The organism is Novosphingobium sp. SL115, assembly GCF_026672515.1.
Lineage (GTDB): Bacteria > Pseudomonadota > Alphaproteobacteria > Sphingomonadales > Sphingomonadaceae > Novosphingobium.
The window spans coordinates 410,262-435,797 of the sequence record NZ_JAPPRG010000003.1; the positions used below are offsets into that span (position 1 = coordinate 410,262).

Here is a 25,536-nt window from a genome sequence, read left to right on the forward strand (position 1 = left end):
ATATTCGCCCATGCGTGCTTCGCTGCTTTGGTCCCTTGCCGCATTGGGCCTTTCGGCCCCGGCACTTGCACACGATCCCGCAGCGGTATCGCCGCTGTCACCCGGCGCCGAAGCCTTCAAGATCCTGCATCTTTATGGCGGGGAAGACGGGGAATCGCACCTTGAAATCAAGGATCTGCCCCGCACTGGCGGCACACCAGGCCGCAGCGTGCAGACCCGGCTCTATGCCACCGATGTTGAAATCGGCGATACCCTGCCGGGCGACTTCATCGACTTCCACGGTGTTTCAACGCCTCGCCTGCTGATAGTTCTGGCGGGCCAACTGGAAGTGGGGTTGGGTGATGGATCGAAGCACATCCTGTCAAAGGGGGATATCGTGCTGGCAAACGATGTGACCGGGCGCGGCCACACATCGCGTACCATCGGCACAGAACCCTTGCGCATCCTGACCGTGCGCCTGCCTGCGAAGAACAGCTTCGCGCCGAAGCTGAGCGCGTGCCCGGAAGGAATGAGCGCGGGCCAATGCGTCGCCAACAAACTGAAGATCACCACCACGCCCCCGGAGCGCAAGTGATGAGCCGGGACGTTCCCATTCGGGCGGTGTCGCGGTCGCTTGATGCGCTGAAAGTGATTAACCGATATGGCAGGATTACGCTGGGTGACATCGCCAAAGAGGTTGATGTCCCCTATGTCACCGCATGCCGCATTGTGCAGACGCTGGTGGTCGAAGGGTTGATCGTGCGCGAACCTTCGCGCAATCACTATCGCCCCACCGCGCTGGTTCAGCACCTTGTTTCGGGGTTTGCGCATGAAGACGATCTGGTGCGGATATCGCGTCCGCTGCTGTCAGATTTTACCCGTGAATCTGGCTGGCCGGTATCGGTTTCCATTCCCATTGCGGGCGACATGATGATGCGGGTCAGCACCCATGCCAGCGCCATCCTGCTGAACGAACGCTGCTTTCCCGGTTTCACGCAAGCCGTGGCCAGCAGCGTTCCGGGCCGTCTTGCGTTGGCATGCGGCGCTGGCACCATGCGCTCCGGTGGCCATCTGGCGGAAGATCGCAATGGCTATGGATTGAACCCGCGTAGCACGTCGTCCATCGCAGTGCCGGTGTTTGTGAAAGGCGGCTTTGTGGCTGCGCTGACGATGACATTCACCACCCGCCACCTGTCTGTGGCAAGGGCGTTGCCGCAATATCTGCCGCAGTTGCAATCCACTGCGGCTGCCATTGCTCACGATCTGGCGCGGGGTATTGGCCCGGCTGCTGCCCCGGCCGCTGCCAGTGTGCAGCAGTCGGGGCATCAACCGATCAGTCTACCTTGATAAGCACCTTGCCGATGTGCGAACCCGACTTCAGGTAACGGCAAGCATCGACCGCTTCGTCAAAGCCGAACACGCGGTCCACAACCGGGGCAAAGCCATTGGCTTCCATTGCGCGGACAAGACGCGCCAGCATGGCCCGGCTGCCTTCGGCAATGCCCTTCAGCGTAATGTTCTTGCCGATGATCCCGCCATAGTTAGGCAGCGGGCCATCCGCCGCGCCGACGCCAATGATGACGATGCGCGCATTCACGCCGCAGGCGTTGATCGACTGGGGCAGGGTGTGCTGGCCACCGGTTTCCACCACGATATCGGCCCCGCGTCCGCCGGTCTGGCGCTGCAGTTCCGCGGCCCAATCAGGGTGCGTGGCATAGTTGACGGTATAGTCCGCGCCCAGCTTGCGTGCCTGTTCCAGCTTTTCATCGCTGGATGACGTGATCGCCACGAACGCGCCATTGGCCTTGGCAATTTGCAGTGCGGCCATGGCAACGCCGCCGGTGCCCAGTGCCACCACCAGATCGCCCGCGCGCACCTGGCCCACTTCGACCACAGCATGCCACGCGGTCAGCGTTGCTGCGGCCAGCGGGGCGGCCTGTTCGTCGGTGATGGCGGCGGGGATTTTCACCAGCGCGGCTGCTGGCACCTTCACATATTCGGCCATCCACCCATCAAGGCTGGTGCCAAGATCGGCGCCGAAGTGGCGCATTTCGAACGGACCGTCGATCCACGTAACGAAGTGCGCCAGCACCGCGCGGTCGCCCACGGCAATGCCTGCAACGCCATCGCCCACGGCCACCACTTCGCCCACGCCTTCGGAAAAGGGCACGCGGTCTTCAGCCTTCTTCGCGCCATAGCGGCCTTCCAGAATCTGGATGTCGCGGTTGTTCAGGCACACATAGCGGACTTTCAGAACCGCTTCACCCGGCCCCGCCACCGGATCGGGGCGGGTGGTCTGGGTCAACGATTCAAGCCCGTTCTGGGGGCCGAGTTCATAGGCTTTCACATCTGGCTCCTGTAGGAATCAAGGATATCGCACCCGCGGGCAAACCATGTCGCGGGTCTTTGGGTAAGCTCGGCCAGCAGACGCTCGAACGCATCCATGCGGTAAGGCAGGCCGATAATATAAGGCGTCAGATGCAGCGGCAGCATCCGCCCGCCATGGCTATCGGCTTCACCCGCCAGCCAGTCATGCGCGTCCAGCATCTGCTCGGCATAGCTGTCGACCGACTGCTGCTGCACGTTCAGGATCTGCCGGTCGGACAGTTCATGGTTCAGCGGCAGGTTGATAAGGCCGTTGTTGAACGCCCACGGCACTTCGTCATTGGCCCAGTCACAGCAATATTCGATGCCCGCTTCGACCAGCAGGTCAGTGGTGGCGAAGCTCTGCGACCGCGCGATGGAATGCCACCCGCGCGGTGCGGCACCTGCCACATCGGATAACGCGGCAATGCTGTCGCGGATCAGCGCGCGTTCCGCATCCACCGGCAGGGTTGATGCGATAGTGCCGTTCATGTCGGTTGAATGGGCGATGATCTCGTGCCCTGCGTCCACAATATCGCGGATCACCGATGGATACCGCTGCGCAATCGCGCCGTTGGCCGCCACTGATACGTTTACGCCCGCCTTCGCAAAGGCATCCAGCAAGCGGTAAAACCCGATGCGGGTGCCATATTCACGCGCGGTGTAATGGCGATAATCCGGGTATGCCGTCTGCATGTGGCCGGGCGCACGGAAAGGCGTGTCCGAAGGCGTGATCGGAAACCATTCCAGGCTCACGACGATCCACGTCGCCACACCTTTGCCATCCGGCCACGAAATCGGTTTGCGCGTGGGCAGCGCGGAATAGGGGTAAAGGTCGTGGTCATACCCGGCCCGGCGGCGCGGATATTCAAGATAACCGGGATCAAGGCTCATGCGTCGTCTCCCGTCTGTGCTGCTCTCCACGCATCGGCAATGTCTCCCGCCCGCGTTATCCATGCCCGGCCATCGGCGGCAATGTGGCGCAGCACTTCCTCAAACGCGCCGATGCGGTGCGGCTGGCCGATCAGATAGGAATGCAGCGGAATGCACATAACCGTGCCGGACTGTTCACCGGCCAGCCGTTCAAACTGGCGGATCAAAGTCTGCGCATATTCGCGCGGCGACATGTTGTAGATGAAGAAGCCATAATGGTCGTTGACCTCAAGGCTGTAAGGCATCGAGATCAGGTCGCCACTGGCGGTCTTCACCCGCTGCGGCTGATCGTCGTGATATAGGTCGCAGGTGTAATCCAGCCCGTATTCGGCAATCAGGTCCAGCGTGCGCGGGGTATGCGTCAGCGCAGGGGCCAGCCAGCCGCGAATGGTCTGCCCAGTGGCATCGCGCACGGTGCGGATCGAATCCTCGATGATCGCGCGTTCTTGGCGCTCGTCCATGCCGTAGGAATAGCGGGTGTTGTAAATGCCGTGGCTGAAGAACTCCCACCCGCGTGCATTGGCATCGGCCACCACATCGGGGTGGTGCTGGCACAGCGCCACCGACAGGCTGACCGAGCCGGGAAAGCCGTGGCGGGTCATCACATCGGCCATGCGCCAGTGGCCCACGCGGTTGGCATGGTCACGGTGGGAATAGCCTACGACATCGGGGTGCGGCCGGCCCCAGGATTTGCGATGCGGGTTCGCGGGCGGGTCAATCTCGTAATATTCAAGATTGGGCGAAACCCACACCGCCACTTTCTTGCCGCCCGGCCAGACAATCGGCTTGCGCCCGCGATAGGGCGCGAAGTCATAAAGACCGGGATCAGAAGCGCCTTCCTGCATCAGCGTGCCTCCAGCCAGTCGATCACAGTCTGCACCGGTTCAACATCGGCATACTTCAGTTGCAGGTCGGTCAGGTTGGCGAAGTGATAGCTCTCGTGCTTGTCCGCGCACGTTTCGATCGGAACGATGGTGCGGTATCCCCGGCTCAGGCTGTCCACTGCCGTTGCGCGGATGCAGCCCGATGTCGATCCGCCGGTAATGACCACGGTATCGACCTTGTGCCACACCAGCAGGCTTTGCAGCGGCGTTTCGAAGAACGCTGACGGCATCCGCTTGGTATAGACCATGTCGGCAGGGTCGATCTCGCACCGGTCATCAAAGGCGTGGCGGTCGGAATCGTATTTGATGTTCTGCAATGAATCCGGCGTGTTGGTGCGCGTGCCCCACACGCCCGCGTCGCTGGCATCCTCGGCATAGGCAACATGCGTCCAGATCACCGGCATACCCTTTTCGCGCGCAAGCCGCGAAATGGTGTTGGTATGTTCGATCTGGCGCGGGTCGGTTTCGTAGGCCGTCTTGTAACGGTCGATCCGGGTATAGGCGTTCTGGAAATCGACGTTCACGATGGCCAGCTTTTCGCCAAAGCCAAATTTCGTGCGCGCCGGGTTGGCCATCACTTCTTCGAAAATCTGCCGTGCGGTCTTGTCCTCACAGATCATTTTCGTGCCCACGATGCTCATGTCCATTCTACCTCATACCTGCGGTCGCGAATGCCCGCAGGGGCGCTTTTCGCATCCTTGCGGGCATCTGCATGTGTGGTTCTGTGGCGGATCAGGGGGAGCTGCCCCGCCACAGGTATTTGTAATGCCGATCAGATCTTGAACTTGATCCGGCCGGTGTAACGGCGCGGATCGCCGGGGAACAGCGACAGGAAGTTCGCCGTCACCGTCTTCTGGTCGGTCAGGTTGGAAACTTCGAGCGAGATCTTGAAGCTGTCGTCTTCAGCGGTGAAGCTGATCGCGGCATCGACAAAATCTTCGGTCGTCGTCGTCGTGGTGTTCAGCACTGCCACCCAGTAGGGCGAATTGTGCCGCCACGTCGCGCTGGTGGTGAAGTAACCGCCCAGTGCGCTTGCCGGGATTTCATAAGACGCGCCGCTGCTCATCTGGAACTTGGGCACGCGAACCGGGGTCAGCGCGGTGGAGAGCGTCGTCGCCAGTGGCGAGATATAGACGTATTCGCCATGCATGTAGGACGGGTTGGCAAACAGGCTGAGGTTGCCGAACTTTGCCGTGGCTTCCACTTCCACGCCATAGACGTCCAGCGTGCCCGCATTGAACGGCAGGCTGGCGATCACGCCCAGCGAATTGGGCACACCTGCAGTCACCTGCAAGTCCTTGGTCCGGGCGTAATAACCGGTCAGGTTGAAGCGCAACTTGCGATCAAACAGTTCCGATTTCAGACCCGCTTCATACGACCAGGTCTTTTCCGGGTTGAACGTCACCGCGTTCTGCGGTGCTGCTGCCGTGCCGTTCCAGCCGCCCGACTTGAAGCCATTGGTGGCCGATGCGAACACCATGACATCGGGGTTGAACTTGTAGTCAACCGCGATGCGCGGGGTGAACCGCTTGACCGTCTGCTGCAACGGAATGCCGAACGCAGTCACTGCCGAATCGGGATAGGACAGTGTCGGGAACTGGGTGGACTGGATGAAGTTCAGGTTCTTCTTTTCCCAGGTGTAGCGGCCACCCAGTGTCAGCGTCAGCTTTTCGGTCGCATGGTAATCTGCCTGCGCATAATAGGCAGCGGTTTCAACCTTGTGCTTGTAAAGCGCGTCCTGAATCGGGCGGAACGCGGTGGTACCGCCAGAGAAGCTGGTCTGTCGGTCATCCGAAGTTTCCTTCAGGTAGAACAGGCCGGTAACCAGGTCCAGCTTGTCGCCAAACGAATAGTTCAGCTTCAGTTCGTGGCTGTGCTGTTCGTGTACGGCGTTGTCGACCAGGATGAACCCGGCGTACTTGTTGACCGCCGAGGCATTGTATTCGTTGATGTAACCCTGATCGAGCTTGCGATACCCACCGATGTAGGTGATCGACCCGTTTTCCAGATCATAGTTGATGTTGCCGCCGATGGCGAAATTGTCAGACAGGTTGCAATTGCCCTGTCCGGTGCTCAGCAGTGTGTTGACGTTGTTGTCCGAACAGCTGGTCTGGGCAAGACCTGCGGCGCTTTCATAGAACACCGGCTGGGTGGTCTGGGTCTTTACATACGGGTTCTTGCCCGGAATGTTGCGCAGGCCGGTGTACGTGCTGGAATTGCTGGTGAATTCAGCCGAAAGGTCAATGGTCAGCGCGTCGGTGGGCAGGAAGCGCACATCGCCGCGAATGCCATAGCTCTTTTCGCCGTTCAGCCATTCCTTGGTGGTGATGTTCTTCAGGTAGCCGCGATCCTGCACGACAAAACCCGAAATCTTGGTGCGCACGGTGTCGCTGATCGGCAGGTCGGCAGTGGCCTTGACCGTGTACCGTTCATACGAACCTGCAGACATTTCCAGCTTCATGCCGGCGGTGTCCGAAGGCTTGCGCATGATGACGTTGATCGCGCCGCCGGTAGTGTTGCGGCCAAACAGGGTGCCCTGCGGACCGCGCAGCACTTCCACGCGCTCGGTGTCGAAGAAGGCGTAGTTATTCGCGTTCTGGCGCGCGATATAAACGTCATCGACATACGTGGTGACAGGCGCGTCGAACGTGGCCGTCGACTGCGAATTGCCAAGGCCGCGCAGGAAGTAGGCGTTGGCCGAAGCCAGGCCTGCGTTATGCTGCGAAACCATGCCGGGCACGAACTTCGACGTGCTGATCGTGTCAACCACGGCAAGGCGTTCAAGCATCGCTTCGCTGAAGGCCGAAACCGTGACTGGCACGGATTGCAGCTTTTCGGCGCGGCGCTGCGACGTGACGACGATTTCTTCCAGTCCCTTGGTTTCAGGAACGGCGTCGGCGGCGGAATCCTGAGCGTGCGCCGGCATCGCGGCAAGCGCGAGCGGAACAAGCATCGAGGTTAGAAGCAGGCGGTGGCTGGTCATGATATACCCCTCATGTGTGGCCTGTGGGCCGCCCGTATTGTTATAATGATATAATGATATGTCAATTGAATGACGGATTGCGGTATCGCTCTGATAAAACAGGATATTTACCCAAAAACAGGAAGCCGGCCGAACAAAGGGGGAGGATTGCTGCAGAAATCTGCAACGCCGGGGCGAAATCTTGGGTGAAATCGCGAATCAACCCGAAAACCAGCGGGCCGAAACCGGCGCCGGTGGAGAAGCAGACATAGAACACGCTGTAGATGGCCGCATAGGACCGCATTCCGAAGTAGCGCGAGGTAAGATAGGCCACGACATCGTATTCGATGCCCAGCGCAAAGCCGATCAGCACGATGGCGACCCGTGCCATATCTGGGTCAAGCTGCCCGCCTGCCAGAATCATGCATGATATCGCAGGCATGCCCAACAGCACGAACGCCACCGCAGGCGCCCAGAACCGGTCCAGCAACCATCCGCCAATCAACCGCCCGCCGATGGACGAAAGCCCGACCAGCGGTGTCAAGGTCAGGATCGTGGCAGAATCAATGCCCCGGTCCAGCAGGATTGGTTCAAGGTTGGGCACGGCCCCTGCCAGCGCGAACGATATGGGCACCAGCACGGCGGCAATCAGCCAGAACCGCCAATGGCGCAGCGCCTGTGCCTTGGTCATGCCCGGCAGCGGTTCCTGCACCGCGGTTTCGGATAGGGTTTCTGTGGTGGCTTGGCTGGGTTCACGGAACAGCACCAACGCGGCGGGAATGGCAAGGCACAGCGGCAGCAGGCCCAACGAGAAGTATCCCGCGCGCCAGCCGTAATCGGCAATCACCCACGCCAGAAACGGCTTGCACAGCACCCCGAAAAGGCCGGTCCCGGTCATGGCAAAGCCCAGCGCCAGTCCGCGGTGCTTGTCGAACCAGCGGTTAACCGTGCGGGTAAACGTGATCGGCAGTGTGCCCGCGCCCAGCGTCGCCATGACCGCCCACGTCAGGTAAAACTGCGTCAGCGAATTGCCCAACGTCGCCAGCGACAGATAGGCAAGACCGAAACACGCCAGCGAAATGAGCGCCACGATGCGCGTGCCGAACTTGTCGCACAACACGCCGGCAGCAGGCGCGGCAAAGATGACCATCACCGTGGTCAGGGTCAGCCCGGCCATGATTTCGCCCATCGACCAGCCGAATTCGCGCGCCAGATGCGGTGCGAACACGCCTGCGGTGTAGAACGGGATGGCGGCCAGCCCGCAACCGATGCCCAGCAAGGAGGCGAGCAGGATGCGCCAGCCCCGGCTGAATTCATTCACGCCCGAAGCCGTCTGCACGCTATTCCTCCCTGCTGCCATGACAGCCAACGAACAGTGTTACAGCGCCAATGGACAGATGCCCCGCCGGGCCATCCGCAGGTCGGATAGGTTTGCCGGACGGGGTGCGATCAGTCCTTGGGGTTGGGGCCGTTGGTGCTACCCCGGCTAAGCAGTGCTTCCAGATCGTAAACGGGCTTGGCCGGATCGTAGGTGCCGTTCAGAACCTGTTCGAGGTAACGCGCGGCATTGGGCAGGTATTCGTCGCTCACGGTGGTCAGCGCGTGAATCTGCGGCAGGGCGGGGCGCGCGGCTTCGCCCATGTTGGTCAGGACATTCAGCGCCTGAAGCCGCACCCAGCGAGACTGGCCCGCCCCGGTCAACGCAGCCAGAAGCGGGCAGGCCTGTTCTGCCTGACCGCTGCGTGCCAGCGCCGCACAAGCGGCAACGCGCACTTGCGGGACAGGGTCTGACGTGGCGAGCTTGGCCAGCCGATCAAGGTCCGTATCGAACGCGCCCTGCACGGCAAAGCCGGTTGCGCCCCAGAAGCGGACCACTTCGTTCGCATCGCCAAGGGCGGCGCGCAGTACGCCTGCCTTGCGCCGGTCACCGCGCGCGGCGGCCTGTGCCAGCGCCATCAGGCGGCGCAGGGGGTATGCTCCGGCGACGCGGGAAGGGACATACCCTTCGATACGCGAACCTTCGGGGATGAAGCCGTTGTCATTGACGGCCAGCATGTGCGTGTCCAGCGCGCGGCGCAGTTCGGCCATGCGGCCTGCCTGTGCCGGACTGTCGGCAAGGTTGTTCACCTCGTCCACGTCGGCCTGCGTATCGTAGAGTTCTTCAAACACGCGCGGTTCGAACATGCGCTGCTGCACCGGCGAAAGTTTGCCCTGCAACCGCAGCCGGTCGATTTCCTGATAGCCCTTGGCCAGCCAGGCGAAGGCCTGATTTTGCACCAGCGGCAGGTGCGGCAGGTAATTGCGGATATAGCGCCAGCGCCCGTCAGATACGGTGCGGACGAAATCATAGCGTTCATCCATGCGGTTGCGCATACCGAAGGCGTATTTTTCACGGGTTGTCGCCGCCCGGCCCATCAGCGCCTTGCCCTGCATGACTTTGGGAATAGCCGCGCCCGCCAGCGACAGCACAGTGGGGGCAAGGTCGATAAAGCTGACCGGGCTGCGCACTTCGCTGCCGGCCTTTGCCGGGGAAAGGTGTGCCCATTTGGCGGGAACCCGCGCGACCAGCGCGCAACGCAGCCCTTCGTCATAGCAATAGCGCTTTGACCGGGGCAGCACGCCACCATTGTCGGAATAATAGAAGACGATGGTGTCTTCAGACAGGCCCGCCGCGTCCAGTTCGGCCAGTAGTTTGCCCACTTGCCCATCCATGATGGCCATGCGGTTGTAATAGCCTGCAATGTCGGCCCGGATCACCGGCGTGTCGGGCATATAGGCGGGCACGCGCACCTGATCGGGCGTGACCGCGCCGGGGGTGGGCTTGAAGTTCTGCGATTCATGCGTGGTCATCAGGTTGAACACGGCCATGAATGGCTTGTCTGCAGGGCGGTTCTTCCAATGGGCCTTGGTGCTGCTGTCGTCCCAGATGGCCTTGGGATCGACGTCGCAGTTATAGTCGGTCTTCACGTTGTTGGTGACGTAATAGCCCGCCTTGCGCATCAGGTCGGGATAGGTCGGCAGAATGCCCGCAGTCTTTGCATCGGCGCGCATGTGGTTGGCGGGCGCATTGGATTCAGGCAGTACGCCAGTCAGAATGCCAAAGCGCGACGGAGCGCAGACCGGCGCGTTGGAATAGGCATTGCGATAGAGCACGCCCGCCTTGGCCATGGCGTCGATGTTGGGGGTGCGGGCCAGTTTGTCGCCATAGGCGCCGATGAAGGGATTGTTGTCCTCGCTGACGATCCACACGATGTTGGGGCGGCCCGCAGGTGCGGCGCTGATCGCAGGCGCAGCGGCTGCTGCAGCGGCCCCGGCAAGGCTGCCTTTCAGGAAAGTGCGGCGGGTGTTCATGGTCATTGGCCGTGCTCCGGAGTGGGCGCGTTGGGATCGGCGGGGCGCAGGTGTTCGGGCAGGCGCTGGCGGTCACCACTGTCGTCAAAGCTTTCGCGGCGGCGGAATTCCTCCGGCGCTTCGGCCAGCGCGGGGGTGGAATACTTGCGTGCTTGCTCCCACCACAGCTTCTTCAGTTCAACCACCTTTGCCGGATACTTCGCGGCAAGATCGGTGCTTTCCGAAGGGTCGGCTTCGACATCGTAAAGTTGCCAGACGTCGCTTTCGAAATCGGTCATCTGCTTGTGAATGGTCAACGCGCGCCATTTGCCGCTGGTGATGGCACGGTTGCCGCGCAGTTCGAAATACTGGACAGGGCGGCCCGGTGCCTTTGCAGAAGACAGCGTTGTTTTGAAGGACTGACCCGCCACCGGCAGTTCGGCTACTTTGCCGACTTTTGCAGGGAAGCGTGTGCCTGCGGCGTCGGCCAGCGTGGGGGCAATGTCCACCACATCGACATATTGATGGCGGATGGCGCCGCCGTCCTTCACTGTGCGCGGCCATGAAACAACCAGCGGGGTGCGCACGCCGCCAAGCTGGGGCCAGATCTTGTAACGGCGGAACGGGGTGGAGCCGAGCATGGCCCACGGGCGAGGATATTCGGCCTGCGTCTTGTCGGTGCCCAGTTCATCCAGCCGCGCCAGCATCTGTTCGGGCGTTAGTGTATTGGGGGCATAGAGCCGTTCGAAATTGCCCTTCTGCCCCGCTTCGGACGCGGCGCCATTGTCGCTCATCACCACGATCAGCGTGTTGTCGAACTGACCGGTATCTTTCAAATGCTGTACCAGACGGCCAATCTGCGCGTCTGTATGGCTGATGAAGCCTGCGTAAGTGGCCATGAAGCGGGCATAAACCGTCTTTTCGGTAGGCGTCAGATCGGCCCAAGCGCGGTCACCGGGGTTGCGCGGTGGAAGGGTGGTTTGCGCAGGCATGATGCCCAGCGCCTTTTGCCGGGCCAGCCGGTCTTCGCGCATGGCGTCCCAGCCCTTTTCATAGACGCCCTTGTAGGAATCTATCCATTCGCGCGGTACCTGAATGGGCGAATGGCCTGCGCCATAGGCCAGATAGATGAACTTTGGCTGGGTTTTTGCGCCGGTAACGGGGGCGGGCAGCGCGGCAATCGCACGGTCGGTAATGTCGACCGAGAAGTGATAGCCCGGCGTGTCGGGTGAGGGGATTCGACGGTTTCCTTCGATCAGTTTGGGGTGATACTGATCGGTCCAGCCCAGGAAAAAGCCATAGAAACTGTCAAACCCGCGTTGCAGCGGCCATGATCCGTTCTTACCCGGCGTGCCGTCCTGATCTTCGGGGGCAAGGTGCCATTTGCCTAGGCCCAGCGTCTGATAGCCTGAAGTGTGCAGCACTTGCGCAATGGTCTGCGCATTGGGGGCCAGTTCGCCCCGGTCGCGCGTCAGGTCGGCCGGGTTCACCTTGCGCGCGGGCAGATCAGCCATGCGCACGGTCTGCGGGTTGCGCCCGGTCAGCAGAGCGGCGCGGGTGGGCGAACAGACCGCCTTGGTATCAAAGCGATTGAACCGCAGTCCGCCCGCCGCCAGCGCGTCGATAGCCGGAGTGCGGATTTCCGAACCGAAGCTGCCGATGTCGGAAAAGCCGACATCGTCCAGCACGATGACCACGATATTGGGTTGCTGTGCCGGAGCCTTTGCCAGCGCGGGTGCTGCAACAAACGTGGTGGCGAAAAGGGGCAGGGCACAGGCTCTGAGCTTTGAAAGGCGCGACACTGTTTTCCTCTCCAGTCCACGTTTGGATTCGCATGCGCATGGGCCGGTTGGGCCGTGCGTGTTGTTGGCGGCTTTCTATCAAAACGGACAAGGCTGTCAATTTTGGAATGACAGCGCTGTTTTTTGGAGGTAGGCAAAAGTCCGCCACACGCATGATGTGGGCTTGAACAGGGAGAGTGCCGTGAAAAAGACACTGATTTTTAGCCTTTTGTGCGGAACTGCGCTGACGCTGGGAGCAAATCCCGCCATGGCACAGCAGGCCGAATCGACCGGCGCTGACGATGCCGGATTGGCGCCAGGAGAAATCGTTGTCACAGCGCAACGCCGCGCCGAACGTCTTCAGGATGTGCCGTTGGCGGTTACGGCGGTGAATGCGGCCGCGCTGGAAGCCAAGGGCATCACCGATACCAAAAACCTTGCGCAGGTTTCGCCATCGCTGACCTATACGCAGGGTAACAACCCGTCGAATTCCACCTTCCGCATTCGCGGCATCGGCACGCAGGTCTTCGGGCAGGGTGGGGAAGCTTCGGTTTCGGTGGTGATGGATGGCGTGGTGCTGGCGCGTCAGGCACAGGGCTTTGCTGATCTGGCTGATATCGAACGCATCGAAGTGCTTCGCGGACCGCAGGGCACGCTGTTTGGCAAGAATGCCACCGGCGGCGTCATCAGCATCGTCACCGCGCGCCCGACGAAGGAATTGAGCGGCAAGGTAACTGCCTCGGTTGCCGAAATGGGTGAATACCACCTCAACGGCACCGTCTCTGCCCCGGTCAGTGACACGATTGGCGTGCGCGTCAGCGGGTTCTACAACAAGGATGACGGATATATCCAGAACGTCACCCTTGGCCGCAAGACCAACGGGTATGCATCTTGGGGCCTGCGCGGCAAGCTGGAATTTGATCTTGGCCCGTTGAACCTTCTGGCGACCGGTGAATACAGCAAGAACGACGCCGACTGCTGCCTGTCCGTGCCGATCCGCACCGACAATCCGCAACTGGCAGCCTTGCAGTTCCCGGTCGTGGCTGGGCCAAACAATACCCAGGTCGCCACCAACGGCGGTTCCACCAGCATTACCTCACAGGAAACCTATTCGCTGGAAGGCAACTATGACCTTGGCGGCGCGACAATCACGTCGATCACCGCTTATCAGAAGTATGCCTTCGACAATCAGGTCGACGTGGACGGGCTGAATACTGCAGTGCCGATCTATTCCGGCGGCACGGCTGCGCCCTTTTACGCGCAGTTCGATGTCAACGGCGGGCCGATCACGCTGAACCAGTTCTCGCAGGAACTGCGTGTGGCGTCGAATGGCAAGAACCGGCTGAACTATGTGTTCGGGTTGTATTATTCGAACCTCAACCTTGACCGTGCTTTTGTGCGCCGCATCGTCACTTGCAACACCAATGCGCTGACGCTGGGTGCGGCTTGCCCCACCGCCAATCAGGTGGCATCATCGGGCAGCCACTTTGCCCATCTCGACAACGAAAACTATGCCGCGTTCGGGCAGGTGGATTATCAGTTGTTCGGCGGGCTTAAGGCGATTGCGGGCATTCGCGTGCAGCATGAAAGCGTCAAGGTCTATGGCCGTCAGGATGCGGCGGCGCCGTTCGCCGGTGATGTGCCGATGTTCTCTGGCGCTACGCTGACCAGCGGCACCACCAGCGGCAGCGACGATGCGGTGACCGGCAAGGCTGGGCTTCAGTATGAAATCAGCCGCAATGCCCAGTTCTATGGCACTTATACCCGTGGGTATAAGGGACAGAGCCTTGGCACCGAATTCAACCAGACGTTCAACAATAACCCGGTTGTCGCGCCCGAAACGGTGAATGCCTACGAAATCGGCTTCAAGGGCAGCAACGCCGATCGCACGCTGTCGGTGTCCGTCGCGGCCTATCTGGCGGACTATTCCAACCTTCAGGTGCAGGCCAACCGTTCGGACCAGTCCACCGGCAACTTCCTGTTCGTGACGACCAACGCGGGCAAGGCGCGCACCAAGGGCGTCGAAGTGGAAGCCACGGTGCGCCCGGACGACCACTTCTCGATGACCTTCGGCTTTGCCTATACCCATGCGCGGTTTGATGCCGATGGCATCGGTTGCCCGTTGCAGCTTCAGGCAGCAGCGGTGACCGTGGCATTCGGTGGGACCACGCCGGTCAACACCTGCTATCGCCAGCGGGCGCAGAACGGCACGCTCTCCGGCCGTATTCAGGACGTGCGCGGCGGTATCCTGCCCAACACACCGGAATGGCGCCTGAACCTCAGCCCGCGTTACGAAACCGAAATCAGTGACAGCCAGGTGGCCTATGCCACGGCATCGCTGGCCTATCAAAGCGAGGTGGGCTTTGCGCTGGAACAAGACCCTCTGCTGGTTCAGCGTGGCTATACCACCATCGATGCGACCATCGGCATTCGCCCGATCGACAGCGGCTTCAGCGCCTCGGTCTTCGTGCGTAACCTGACGGGTGAACGCTTCTACACCAGCATGGGCCACGCATCGTCGCTAACCTCGCAGACGCTGACGCCGAACAACCTGACCGGCTTCCTGCCCAAGGGGGCCTTCCGCTATTTCGGCGCATCGGTAGGCTACAAGTTCTGACCTGAAAGCAGGCAAAACCACTCAATCCTCCCTCGACGGGCCGGGCCGCACCCCGGCCCGTTTTTTTGGGCGGTTAAGGGCATGTTGCCGGATCAAAGATGGGCGTGCGGCGCCCAGAACAGGGACTCTTCTTCCGCTTCCAGACACAACGCGCCATCACCGCTGGTCGATCCCCTGACCAGCAGTTCGTGGCGCAGTTCTGGCACGGGGCCACCGCGTCCGGTCGCGGCAAACACGGCGGCACGGGCGATGGCGTCGATCGGCTGACGCACCGTTGTCAGCGGCGGATAGGACAAGCGGCTTTCGGGGAAATCGTCAAATCCGGCCACAGCCAGATCCTGCGGGATGCGGTATCCCATCTGCTGCGCACGGGCCATCACGCCCATGGCCATTTCATCGCTGGTGGCGAAAATGGCGGTGGGGCGCTGCGGCAGGGCCAGCAGCCTGTTTGCAGCGTCGACGCCTGATGAAAAGGTGAACGTGCCGCGCACCATCAACAGCGGATCAACGGGAATTCCTGCCTCATCCAGCGCGCGGTGATATCCTGCGATGCGCGTTTCCGACGCTTTTTCTGGCAAGGGTGGGGCAACAATGCCGATGCGGCGATGGCCTAGCGCAATCAGGTGGCGGATCAGGTCTGCGGTGATGGTTTCATCGTGCACGCGGATGGGCGTGCCGTAACCTTCATGCACCGCCGCCACTCGCACGGTGGGAATGCCCTGACGTTCCAGAAAGTCCAGGATCGCGCCGTTATCGGGGAAGGGCGGGATCAGAATGGCGCTGTCCGGGCGCAGCGAAAGCTGGATGTGGAAATCGCCATTGGCAGGAATGTCTGCCGGGTCGATCAGTTCTGTCACCAGATGATAACCCACTGCGCGCGCGGCAGACCCGATAGCAATCATCATCCGCGCGTTATAGCTGCCCGCCCGTGCCAGCGCGATCAGCGCGATGACATAGCTGCGATTGCCGGCAAGCTGCCGCGCGGCCAGCTTGGGCTGATAGCCAAGTTCGCGCACGGCGGCGGCAATCCGTTCGCGCAGGGCGGGGCGGATATTGGTTTCACCATTGATGAAGCGGGACACCGTTTTCAGCGAAACGTCGGCGCGCAAGGCAACGTCCTGAATGGTTGCTACTTTGCCTGCCATCTGCCTGTCGTGCGTCCTTCCGCCGTCAACCATATCAATCGATATCAACTTGGCAATCAGGAGGACGCCGGCAGGTGGAGGCAGGGCGCGCCGTGGTTTCGCGCGCGACGATCTGGTGTTCAAGGCATTGTGGTGCTGTTTCGGTGCCGTTCGCGCCACTTCGGGCCAGCGCCACGGCCAGTTCGGTGGCGCGCCGGGCGATTTCGGCAATCGGTTGGCGCACCGTGGTCAGCCTTGGCCACATGCGTTTTGCCAGCGGGCTATCGTCGAACCCTGCCACCGACAGGTCTTCGGGCACGCGGATGCCGCGCTTGTGCGCCATGGCGACAATGGCTGACGCGGTATCGTCATTGCTGGCGAAAATGGCGGTGGGTCGGTCATCCCGGTCAAGGAACGCGGCGGCTGCTTCCATCCCGCCATCGAACGACAGGGCGGATGTGATGACAAGGCTGTGGTCCAGCGGCAACCCTGCATCGGCCAGCGCGCGGACGAATCCGTCATAGCGCGAATGGTGGATCAGGTGCGTGGGCACCGCGCGCAGGAAACCAAGGCGCCTGTGGCCAAGGCCGATCAGATAGGCGGTCATTTCGCGCGCGGCTTCTTCGTCATCGATGCGGACCGATGTGACCCCTTCCAGCGCTTTGCCCGGCGATGCTGCGACCACAGGAACCGGCACACGGTCATCCTTGATGGCTGATAGGATCAAGCCTGCATAAAGGCCCGGCAGCACGATGGCATGCGCGCCCGATGCAACAAGGCTGTCAACCGCGGCAAGAATTGCTGCGGGCGTCTGCACGTCCAGCCGTTGCAGCAAAAGTTGTGCGCCGGTGGCGGTCGTGGCTTCAACCGCACCGCCCAGAACCGATGAAATGAACGAAAATTCATCCCGGCTTATCAGCAGGCCAATGCGCGTGGTATCGGCGCTGGCCAGCGATTTTGCCGCAAGGTTGGGGGTATAGTTCAGCTCCGCCACGGCGCGCATTACCGCCTCGCGCGTGGCTTCGCGCACGGGTTTGGAATTGTTCAGCACGTTCGAAACGGTCATGGCCGAAACCCCGGCAAGGCGGGCGACGGTTTCTATCGTGATCGACTGGCTTTTCTTACGCGCACCCCGCGCCATTCGCCTGTTCTTTCCCCATGCCGGGCAAATCCGCCCCCCGTTGCATCGTGCTTATGCCCTGACTTTCATCCGGCAATGATTTTCATCCGGCAATAGCCGTTACCCCGCCGATGCATCCGAACCGGGCGCAATGGCGCGGGCATAACCGCGCAGGCCCACCAGCAGCGCCACAACCGACAGCGGCGATGCGATCATGCACACGATGCTGATGGCATCGGGCAGGGCTTGCGGATCGGCAAACCAGTAGTCGGTGACCAGCGCGATGGCCACTGGCCCGCCTGCCGCGCCGATCATGTTGATTAGCAGCATATATCCCGCCGAAACCGATGCGCGCATACGGTTGGGGGTGATTTCCTGCAGTGCGGCAAGGCCGCCGCCGAAGTTGAACCCGGCAAGGAAATTCATTACCCCGATCATGCCCAGCGCAACGCGGTAGTCGCCCATCTGGGTGAACGTGGAGGTGACCGGAATCAGCGCGGTAAAACCGAACAGCGCGACCAGCAGGTTGGCTTTGTCATAACCGCGCTTGCGCAGGGCCGATGCGATAAACCCGCCAGCCAGCGTGCCGCTGATCCCGCAGATGGCGGTAATCGTGCCATAAAGGCCGCCGATTTCCGCCGTGGTCAGGCCATATTTGCGCTGAAGGAAGGCCGGAATCCATGCACCGGTGGCATTGCCGACCAGGATCATCAGCGAAAAGCCGATGCCGATGCCGAAATAGGCCTGCCAGTGGCGGCGCACATGGGCGAACAGATCGGCCAGCGCGGGGCTGGGTTCTGCCGCGCGCGCACCCATGCGCACCGGTTCCTTGACCAGCAGCATGGCGATGGACAACAGCATGCCGGGCAGGCCCAGCATCAGGAACACCAGTTGCCAGCCGCGCACCGCGCCCAAAAGCGGCAGAACGACATCGCTGGACGGCGGAACCACGGTGGACAGCAGCCCGCCCAGCAGAAGAGCCGATGCCCCGCCGGCGTAGATGCCCATCTGATAAACGCCCATCGCGGCGGGCAGGCGGTCCTTGGGGAAATAATCCGACAGGATCGAATAAGCCGCCGGGCCAAGCCCGCCTTCGCCCGCACCCACGCCGATGCGCGCGATGAACAGGGTGGTGAAGCTGCGCGCCACGCCGCACAATGCGGTGGCCACGCTCCAGATAAAGATTGCGCCCGCCACAATATTGCGACGGTTGGCCCGATCGGCCAGACGCGCCACCGGAATGCCGACCAGCACATAGAACATGGTGAAGCTGAGGCCGTAAAGCAGGCTCATCGCCGTGTCGCTGACGCCAAGGTCGTCCTTGATCGGCTGCACCAGCAGGGCCAGCGCTTGCCGGTCAACAAAGGCAAGGGTGTTGGCAAGGGCCAGCATGCCTGCGGCAAACCATGCCTGACGCGGAGATGGCCACACTTGCGCAGCCGCCTGATCTTCAATTCTAGCCGTCATGTGCGCCTCTCCCCGGCGTAAGCATATGCCCGGTACGGATTCGGCGCACCACAGGTTTAACGCTAAAAATCCTGCAAACACGGTGTTAGTCAAGCGCAAATATAGGGGTGTGGCGCAAATGCCACGACATCCGCCAATTGCGGAATAGCGCTAAACCTATCCGATTGACGGTGAGCTTGCGAATCTGGTTTAGCGGTAAATGCAAATCGATTCGAACCCCGTCCACGGTGGATGGGGCCTTGGTTGCAGGCCCGGTTACCAAAACCGCCGCAGCCGCTTTATGGGGGAGTGATACCCGTGAAAGTGATTTTCCGTGCCTCTTTTGCGTCCGTGCTCGCGCTCGGCGTCGCAACGGCTGTCGCCACGCCTGCCTTTGCGCAGGACGCAGCGCCGCAGACTGACGATGCTGCCGCAGCAGTGGTCGAAGATGTGGCACCTGGCGAAATCGTCGTCACCGCGCAAAAGCGTGCAGAACGTCTTCAGGACGTGCCGCTGGCCGTGACCGCCGTTACGTCGGACGCGCTGGCAAAGCGCCAGATCAACGACACCAACTCGCTGGTTCAGGCCATTCCGTCGCTGTCGTATCAGCAGGGCGCCAACCCCACCAACACCAGCTTCCGCGTTCGCGGCATCGGCACCGCGCTGTTTGGTCAGGGCGTTGAATCGTCGGTTTCGGTCGTGGTCGATGGCGTTGTTGCCGTGCGTTCGGCGCAGGGCTTTTCTGACCTTGCTGATATCGAGCGCGTCGAAGTGCTGCGCGGTCCCCAGGGCACCCTGTTCGGCAAGAACGCGTCGGCCGGTGTCATCAGCGTCACCACCGCGCGTCCTTCCGATGATCTGGAATTCAAGGGCGACGTGACCGTTGCCGAACACGATGAATATCGCGCTCGCGCCACGCTGTCGGCACCGCTGACCGACACGGTTCGCGCCCGCGTTTCGGGCTTCTATAACGACGTCAAGGGCGTGACCTACAACCTTGGCACTCAGGATTGGGTCAACGGCACGCAGAGCTGGGGCGTTCGCGGCAAGCTGGAATGGGATGCGGCTGATAACCTCAACATCCTGCTGACCGGCGAATATCGCAAGATGAACTCGGACTGCTGTGCATCCACGCTCATCTCGATCGTGAACCCGCTGCTGCAGCAGGTCGTCGGCCCGATCGAAGCCAGCCGTGAAAACCGCACGGTCAACGAAGACACCAACACTTACGCCAACAGCAAGGCGCAAACCTATTCGCTGCAGGCTGACTGGGATCTCGGCCCGGCGACACTCACGTCGCTGACCGCGTACCAGAAGTACTTCCTTGAAGTGAACCAGCCGATCGACCGCATCAATTCGACCTCGCCGATCTACCTCGGCACGGCTGCGTTTGCGCCCTACACTTACTGGACCCAGAACCACGGCATCGTGGATATCGACGCGATCAGCCAGGAACTGCGCCTGTCGAGCAACGGCAAGAACGATCTGAACTATGTCGTCGGTGTGTTCTACATGCACAGCGACATCCTGCGTCCGTTCGACCGTCGCCGCGCGCGTTGCACCGCCGGCACCGTGGGCCAGCCCTGCGCGACCGCCAACGTGGTGTGGCAGTCGTCGGCCAGCAGCATTCGCCTGAAGCAGGACAGCATCGCTGCCTTTGCCCAGGCTGATTACCTCATCACCGGCGGCCTGCGCGCCATCGGCGGCGTGCGCGTTCAGTACGAAAAGGGCACCAACAGCGGCGCCCGTATCGCGCCGATCGTTGCTGGCGACAACATCTTCCCCGGCAATCCCCCGGTCAGCGGCACGTTCACGGCCAGCGATACGGCGGTAACCGGCAAGGCTGGTCTGCAGTACGAATTCAACCGCAACGCACAGGTCTATGCAACCTATACCCGCGGCTACAAGGGTCTGGGTTACGAGATGGAAATCTCGGCTGATCTGGCCAACCAGACCGCCGTGCAGCCGGAATGGGTGAACGCCTATGAAATCGGCTTCAAGGGCAGCACTGCCGACCGCAGCCTGACCATTGCTGCCGCGCTGTTCCAGTCGGACTATTCGAACCTGCAGGTCCAGGCCAACCGGTCTGACCCGACCACGGGCGTCATCCAGTTCGTGACCACCAACGCCGGTTCGTCGCGTTCGCGCGGTTTCGAAATCGAAGCCACGCTGCGCCCGACGGACGGGTTCTCGATCAACGCTGCGGTTACCTATGCCCAGTCGCGGATCAACATTAACGGTCTGAACTGCCCGATCCAGCAGCAGGCGGCAGCGCCAGTGCTGACTGGCACTCCGGTCAACATCTGCTATCGCACCGCCGCTGGTGCCACGCCGATGCAGAACCTGCGCAACCGCGCACTTCAGGCCAGCCCGGATTGGCGTATCAACGTCAGCCCGCGTTACGACTATGAAGGTGACAGCCTGAATGCCTTCGCACAGGTTGCGGTCAACTTCACCAGCGCGCAGAACTTCACCGCGGAACTCGATCCGCTGACGGTGCAGCCTGCCTATACGCTGGTCGATGCAACGGTCGGCATTTCGACGCCGGACAACCGTTACAGCCTGACCGTGTTCGCCAAGAACCTGTTCGACACCAACTACCTGACCAGCATCGGCCACAACTCGCTGATGTCGACGACGGCCAACCCGTTCGATCTGGTCGGCACCTACAACAAGGACGCCAGCCGTTACTTCGGCGCAACCATCGGCGTTCGTTTCTGATGAACAGGCGGGCAGAGCCATCCGGTTCTGCCCGCCACATTGCCTGCCGCACGGCGGCGGGCGATACCCTGCTGCCATGCGCCTTGCACCGGCTCCTCCATGCCGACACTATGCCGGGCGAGTCTCCCACGTCCGGCACGCGGCGCATGGCAGTACAGGTTTGAACATTCCGGAGCACCGATTGTGGCTGACTGCGAAACCCTCTTGAACGATCCGCTCGCGCTTGACGATGATAGCGCTAACTGGGTTGCGAAGACCCGCGATGCGATGAGTGTCGAGGAACTGGTCGGTCAGCTTTTCATCTTCTCCACCTCGCTTGATAGCGAAGAAGAACTGGCCCCGCTGCTGGCTTTGAAGCCCGGCGGGATCAACCGTTTCCCCACGCTCGATCTTGCCGCGTTTCGCCACGCCACGATGCACGCGGTCACGCAAAGCGCTGTGCCGCCGATCTTCACCGGCGATATCGAAGGCGGCACGATCAGCTATCCCTTCGCCACCGCCGTCCCCAACCTGATGGGCCTTGCCGCGTGCGATGATCTGGCCACGACCGAAGCCATCGCCCGCCTTGTCGCGCGTGAAAGCCGCGTGCTGGGCTATGACTGGTCGTTTGGCCCGGTGGTCGATATCAACAAGGCCTTCCGCAGCGCCATCGTCGGCACCCGCTCATTCGGGTCCGATCCCGAAACGGTGATTGCGCAGGCCCGTACCTATATCCGCGTGCTTCAGGAAGAAGGCGTCGCGGCTTGCGTAAAGCATTGGCCCGGCGATGGTTTTGATGACCGCGACCAGCACCTTGTCACCAGCGTCAACCCGCTGTCGGTGGATGAATGGCACGAACTGTTCGGCCGCATCTATCGCCGCGTGATCGACGATGGGGTGATGACAGTGATGTCTGCGCACATCGCGCTGCCCGCCTATATCCGCGCGCGCATGCCCGATGCGGGGCGTGAAGCGTTCCAGCCTGCCACCGTGTCGCGCCTGCTCAACAAGGATCTGCTGCGCGACGAACTGGGCTTCCGTGGCCTTGTCGTGTCCGATGCCACCGGCATGGGCGGGCTGACCGGATGGATGGAACGGTCCGAAACCGTGCCTGCGGTCATCGAAAACGGCTGCGACATGTTCCTGTTCAGCCGCGCGCCCGAACGCGACTACAACTTCATGCTCGATGGCCTGCGTAGCGGCAAACTGTCTGAAGCGCGCCTGTATGAAGCGGTCACGCGCATCCTCTCGCTCAAAGCCAAGCTGGGCCTGCACACCCGCGCACCCGAAGCGCGCCTTGCCCCGCTGGATGAAATGCGCGAACGGCTGCAAACGCCTGTGCACGCGGACACTGCGCAGGATGCCTGCGGCCAGTCGATCACGCTGGTCAAGGATGTGCAAAGCCTGTTGCCGCTGAACCCGGCCAAACACCGCCGCGTCGTCTATTTTGCCGAAGAAGGCTACAGCTTCTGGGATGGCGCGCTGGCGCGCAGCTATGACCCGTTCATTCAGGGTATGCGCGAACGCGGGTTCGACATGCGCCCTTATGATACCGACGCTCCGCCCACGCGCGATGACACCGATCTGGTGCTCTACCTTGTCGGACAGGAAGCCACGCCCAGCGCATCACGCATCTACCTTGATTTCGTGAAGCTGCACGGCGGCATGCGCAAGGCGATGAACCAGTATCCGCGCGAAATCCCCACCGCGCTCCTGTCGTTCGGTCAGCCCTATTACTTGTATGATGCCCCGCAGATGGCCACTTGCGTCAATGCCTACAGCTCCATCGCCCCGGTGCAGACCGAAATGGTCAGTCGCCTGACCGGCAATGCGCCGATCACCGGCAAAAGCCCGGTCGATGCGTTCTGCGGCACCGAACAGCTTCGTTACTGAAGGATCTGATGGCATGACCAGTCAGCCCAACGATCAGCGCGCCCAGCTTGAAACGCTGTACGAACAGATGGCTCCCAAAAGCCTGACCCCGTTGTGGGAAAGCCTGCACGCGCTGGTCACGCCAGAGCCGGTGTCGCCCGCCGTGCCGTGGCGCTGGTCATTTGGCGAGGTGCGCGATTTCCTGATGCGCGCGGGCGATATCATCAGTGCCGAACAGGCCGAACGCCGTGTGCTCATCATGGAAAATCCCGGCATTCCGGGCCAGTCCGCCATCACGCCCAGCCTTTATGCCGGGCTTCAGTTGATCCTGCCGGGCGAAGTCGCCCCTTGCCATCGCCACACACAGAATGCGCTGCGCTTTGTCATGGAAGGCAGCGGGGCGTTTACCGCGCTTGATGGCGAAAAGGCGGTGATGGAACCGTTCGATCTGGTGCTGACGCCTTCGGGCCAGTGGCACGACCACGGCAACCAGACCGACCAGCCGATGATCTGGCTCGATGGTCTCGACATTCCCACCGTGCGCCTGTTCGACGCAAGCTTTGCCGAACGGCTTGACGTGGCCGCCCACCCTGAAACCGCGCCTCCGGGCGACACGCTGGCGCGCTACGGCCACAACCTGCGCCCGCTGCGGGGCAGCGCGGCAGATCGTCGCCCGGCCAATCGCCCGCTGTTCCACTATCGTTATGCCGATTGGCGTCCCGCGCTTGATGCACTGGCAGCCAGCGCCGACATTGACCCGCATGTCGGCCACGCGCTGGAATTCCTCAACCCGGCGGACGGCGGGGCGGTGCTGTCCACCATTTCGGCCCATGTCCGCCTGCTGCCCGCAGGGTTTGAAACCCGCGCGCGCCAGTCGACCGACGGCACCGTGTTCGTGGTGGTCGAAGGCGAAGGCACCCTGCTGCTGGGTGACAAGGAAATCCCGCTCAACCCGCGCGATATCGTGGTAGTCCCGTCGTGGGTTCCACACCGTTTTCACGCGCGGCACGACACCGTATTGTTCGCCTATTCCGACAAGGCTTCGCAACAGAAGCTCGATCTCTACCGGGAGCAACTGCTTTGACCCTGATGTTCGATCCCCAGCCTGCCACCATTGCCAAGACCAGCGACGGCCAGGAATTCCCGGTCCGCCGCCTGTTCTGCATCGGCCGCAATTATGCCGACCATGCCAAGGAAATGGGCGTTGAGGTCGACCGCGAAGCGCCGTTCTACTTCACCAAATGGGCCGAAACGATCATGCCGTCGGGGGCGACCATTGCCTATCCGCCGATGACCGCGAACTACCACTACGAAGCCGAACTGGTAATTGCCATTGCCAAGGGCGGGCGCAATATCGCGGTGGAAGACGCGCTGGATCACGTCATGGGGTTTGCCACCGGCCTTGATATGACCCGCCGTGACCTTCAGCTTGACGCCCGCGCCAAGGGGCGTCCGTGGGACACCGGCAAGAACTTTGAAGAATCCTCGCCGCTGGGCCTTGTTCACCCCATTGCCGAAACCGGCGCCATGGCCACCGGTTCGATCCGCCTGACCGTGAACGGTGAAGTGAAGCAGGACGCCGACCTTGCCGATCTGATCCACTCGGTCCCCGAAGTGATCGCTTTCATCTCACGCGGCTATCGCCTTGAACCGGGTGACCTGATCTATACCGGCACGCCCGCTGGCGTTGGCGCGGTAAAGCCGGGTGACGAAGTGGTGGTTTCCATCGCAGGGCTGACCGATACGGTCGTCACCATTGGCGATCTTGCCCATGACTGACGCACTCGTCCTCCACGGCTTCTGGCGCTCAACCGCGTCGTGGCGCGTGCGTATTGCGCTGGGCCTGAAAGGGCTGGCGTGGACGGGCGTTGCGCATCACCTGCGCCTGGGTGAACAGAACGCGCCGAAATATCTTGCGCTGAACCCGCAAGGTTTCGTTCCGGCGCTGGTCGTGGGCGATGATGTGCTGACGCAAAGCATGGCGATCTGCGAATATCTGGACGATGTTCACCCCGAACCCGCCCTGCTGCCCGCAGATGCGCTGGCCCGCGCCAAAGTGCGCGCCGCGGCGCAAGTCATCGCCTGCGACATTCATCCGGTGCAGAACCTGAAAGTTCTGAAAATGCTGCGCAAACGCGGGCTGGATGAAGCTGCAGCAAATGCATGGGCCGCAGAAGTGATCGAAAGCGGCCTTTCTGCTTTTGCAAAGCTGATCGAAGGCAATGACGGCCCCTATTGCTTCGGCAATCAGGTAACGCTGGCCGATATCGTATTGGTGCCCCAGCTTGGCAATGCCCGCCGCTTTGGCGCAAAGTTCGGTTTCGGGCGGATTGCCGCGGTTGAGGCGGAATGCATGAAACTGCCAGCCTTCATCGACGCCGCGCCCGACAAACAGGCCGACGCCGAGGGCTGAAATGAATCAGG

The 25,536-nt window shown here is 61.7% G+C and carries 19 protein-coding genes; 8 read left to right on the plus strand and 11 right to left on the minus strand.

Annotated features, from left to right (window positions below):
• Window positions 1-10: 10 nt before the first annotated feature.
• Together OVA07_RS18145 and OVA07_RS18150 are read left to right on the plus strand one after the other, a co-directional pair.
• Entirely contained in the window at window positions 11-574 is a 564-nt protein-coding gene (locus OVA07_RS18145) for a hypothetical protein (RefSeq protein WP_268173094.1), read from the plus strand.
• Window positions 574-1,326 carry a MarR family transcriptional regulator gene (locus tag OVA07_RS18150; RefSeq protein WP_268173095.1) on the plus strand — a complete coding sequence of 251 codons (753 nt, stop codon included), beginning with the start codon at window positions 574-576 and terminating at the stop codon, window positions 1,324-1,326. The genes OVA07_RS18145 and OVA07_RS18150 overlap by 1 nt, the downstream gene beginning before the upstream one ends.
• On the opposite strand, the gene OVA07_RS18155 is transcribed toward OVA07_RS18150, so the two are convergent.
• The 8 genes from OVA07_RS18155 to OVA07_RS18190 form a co-directional block, all read right to left on the minus strand.
• Window positions 1,313-2,326: a zinc-dependent alcohol dehydrogenase family protein gene (locus OVA07_RS18155; protein WP_268173096.1), complete on the minus strand. Its 1,014-nt coding sequence runs from the start codon at window positions 2,324-2,326 to the stop codon at window positions 1,313-1,315. The two genes, OVA07_RS18150 and OVA07_RS18155, sit on opposite strands and share 14 nt — an antisense overlap.
• The gene (locus OVA07_RS18160) at window positions 2,323-3,237 is read right to left on the minus strand and encodes a polysaccharide deacetylase family protein (RefSeq protein ID WP_268173097.1); all 915 of its coding nucleotides are present in this window, start codon (window positions 3,235-3,237) and stop codon (window positions 2,323-2,325) included. The genes OVA07_RS18155 and OVA07_RS18160 overlap by 4 nt, the downstream gene beginning before the upstream one ends.
• Entirely contained in the window at window positions 3,234-4,121 is an 888-nt protein-coding gene (locus tag OVA07_RS18165) for a polysaccharide deacetylase family protein (protein WP_268173098.1), read from the minus strand. Before OVA07_RS18165 ends, OVA07_RS18160 begins: the two co-directional genes overlap by 4 nt.
• Window positions 4,121-4,801 carry an isochorismatase family protein gene (locus OVA07_RS18170; protein WP_268173099.1) on the minus strand — a complete coding sequence of 227 codons (681 nt, stop codon included), beginning with the start codon at window positions 4,799-4,801 and terminating at the stop codon, window positions 4,121-4,123. Before OVA07_RS18170 ends, OVA07_RS18165 begins: the two co-directional genes overlap by 1 nt.
• Before the next feature lie 131 nt (window positions 4,802-4,932).
• A complete protein-coding gene (locus OVA07_RS18175; RefSeq protein WP_268173100.1) occupies window positions 4,933-7,143 on the minus strand; it encodes a TonB-dependent receptor in 2,211 nt (736 codons plus the stop codon).
• Window positions 7,144-7,204: 61 nt separating this feature from the next.
• On the minus strand, window positions 7,205-8,461 hold the full coding sequence (locus OVA07_RS18180) for an MFS transporter (protein ID WP_268173101.1): 1,257 nt from the start codon (window positions 8,459-8,461) through the stop codon (window positions 7,205-7,207).
• Window positions 8,462-8,571: 110 nt separating this feature from the next.
• Window positions 8,572-10,479: a sulfatase-like hydrolase/transferase gene (locus OVA07_RS18185; protein ID WP_268173102.1), complete on the minus strand. Its 1,908-nt coding sequence runs from the start codon at window positions 10,477-10,479 to the stop codon at window positions 8,572-8,574.
• Window positions 10,476-12,254: an arylsulfatase gene (locus tag OVA07_RS18190; protein ID WP_268173103.1), complete on the minus strand. Its 1,779-nt coding sequence runs from the start codon at window positions 12,252-12,254 to the stop codon at window positions 10,476-10,478. Before OVA07_RS18190 ends, OVA07_RS18185 begins: the two co-directional genes overlap by 4 nt.
• A 181-nt stretch (window positions 12,255-12,435) precedes the next feature.
• On the opposite strand from OVA07_RS18190, the gene OVA07_RS18195 reads away from it, so the two are divergent.
• Complete coding sequence (locus OVA07_RS18195) at window positions 12,436-14,850, plus strand: TonB-dependent receptor (protein ID WP_268173104.1); 2,415 nt, start codon at window positions 12,436-12,438, stop codon at window positions 14,848-14,850.
• Between the two features lie 92 nt (window positions 14,851-14,942).
• On the opposite strand, the gene OVA07_RS18200 is transcribed toward OVA07_RS18195, so the two are convergent.
• The 3 genes from OVA07_RS18200 to OVA07_RS18210 form a co-directional block, all read right to left on the minus strand.
• Window positions 14,943-15,995 carry a LacI family DNA-binding transcriptional regulator gene (locus tag OVA07_RS18200; RefSeq protein WP_268173105.1) on the minus strand — a complete coding sequence of 351 codons (1,053 nt, stop codon included), beginning with the start codon at window positions 15,993-15,995 and terminating at the stop codon, window positions 14,943-14,945.
• Between the two features lie 34 nt (window positions 15,996-16,029).
• A complete protein-coding gene (locus OVA07_RS18205) occupies window positions 16,030-17,115 on the minus strand; it encodes a LacI family DNA-binding transcriptional regulator (protein WP_268173106.1) in 1,086 nt (361 codons plus the stop codon).
• Between the two features lie 99 nt (window positions 17,116-17,214).
• Window positions 17,215-18,561 (minus strand): MFS transporter, encoded by a 1,347-nt coding sequence (locus OVA07_RS18210; RefSeq protein WP_268173107.1) that lies wholly within the window; start codon window positions 18,559-18,561, stop codon window positions 17,215-17,217.
• 297 nt (window positions 18,562-18,858) lie between these two features.
• Between OVA07_RS18210 and OVA07_RS18215 the strand changes: the two genes are divergently transcribed.
• The 5 genes from OVA07_RS18215 (at window position 18,859) to maiA (ending at window position 25,525) form a co-directional block, all read left to right on the plus strand.
• Complete coding sequence (locus tag OVA07_RS18215; RefSeq protein WP_268173108.1) at window positions 18,859-21,261, plus strand: TonB-dependent receptor; 2,403 nt, start codon at window positions 18,859-18,861, stop codon at window positions 21,259-21,261.
• A 204-nt stretch (window positions 21,262-21,465) separates the two neighbouring features.
• Window positions 21,466-23,133 (plus strand): glycoside hydrolase family 3 protein, encoded by a 1,668-nt coding sequence (locus tag OVA07_RS18220; RefSeq protein ID WP_268173109.1) that lies wholly within the window; start codon window positions 21,466-21,468, stop codon window positions 23,131-23,133.
• Window positions 23,134-23,146: 13 nt separating this feature from the next.
• A complete protein-coding gene (gtdA, locus tag OVA07_RS18225; RefSeq protein WP_268173110.1) occupies window positions 23,147-24,196 on the plus strand; it encodes a gentisate 1,2-dioxygenase in 1,050 nt (349 codons plus the stop codon).
• A 5-nt stretch (window positions 24,197-24,201) separates the two neighbouring features.
• The gene (locus OVA07_RS18230; protein ID WP_268173286.1) at window positions 24,202-24,891 is read left to right on the plus strand and encodes a fumarylacetoacetate hydrolase family protein; all 690 of its coding nucleotides are present in this window, start codon (window positions 24,202-24,204) and stop codon (window positions 24,889-24,891) included.
• Window positions 24,884-25,525 carry a maleylacetoacetate isomerase gene (maiA, locus tag OVA07_RS18235; RefSeq protein WP_268173111.1) on the plus strand — a complete coding sequence of 214 codons (642 nt, stop codon included), beginning with the start codon at window positions 24,884-24,886 and terminating at the stop codon, window positions 25,523-25,525. Before OVA07_RS18230 ends, maiA begins: the two co-directional genes overlap by 8 nt.
• The last annotated feature ends 11 nt before the right edge of the window (window positions 25,526-25,536 follow it).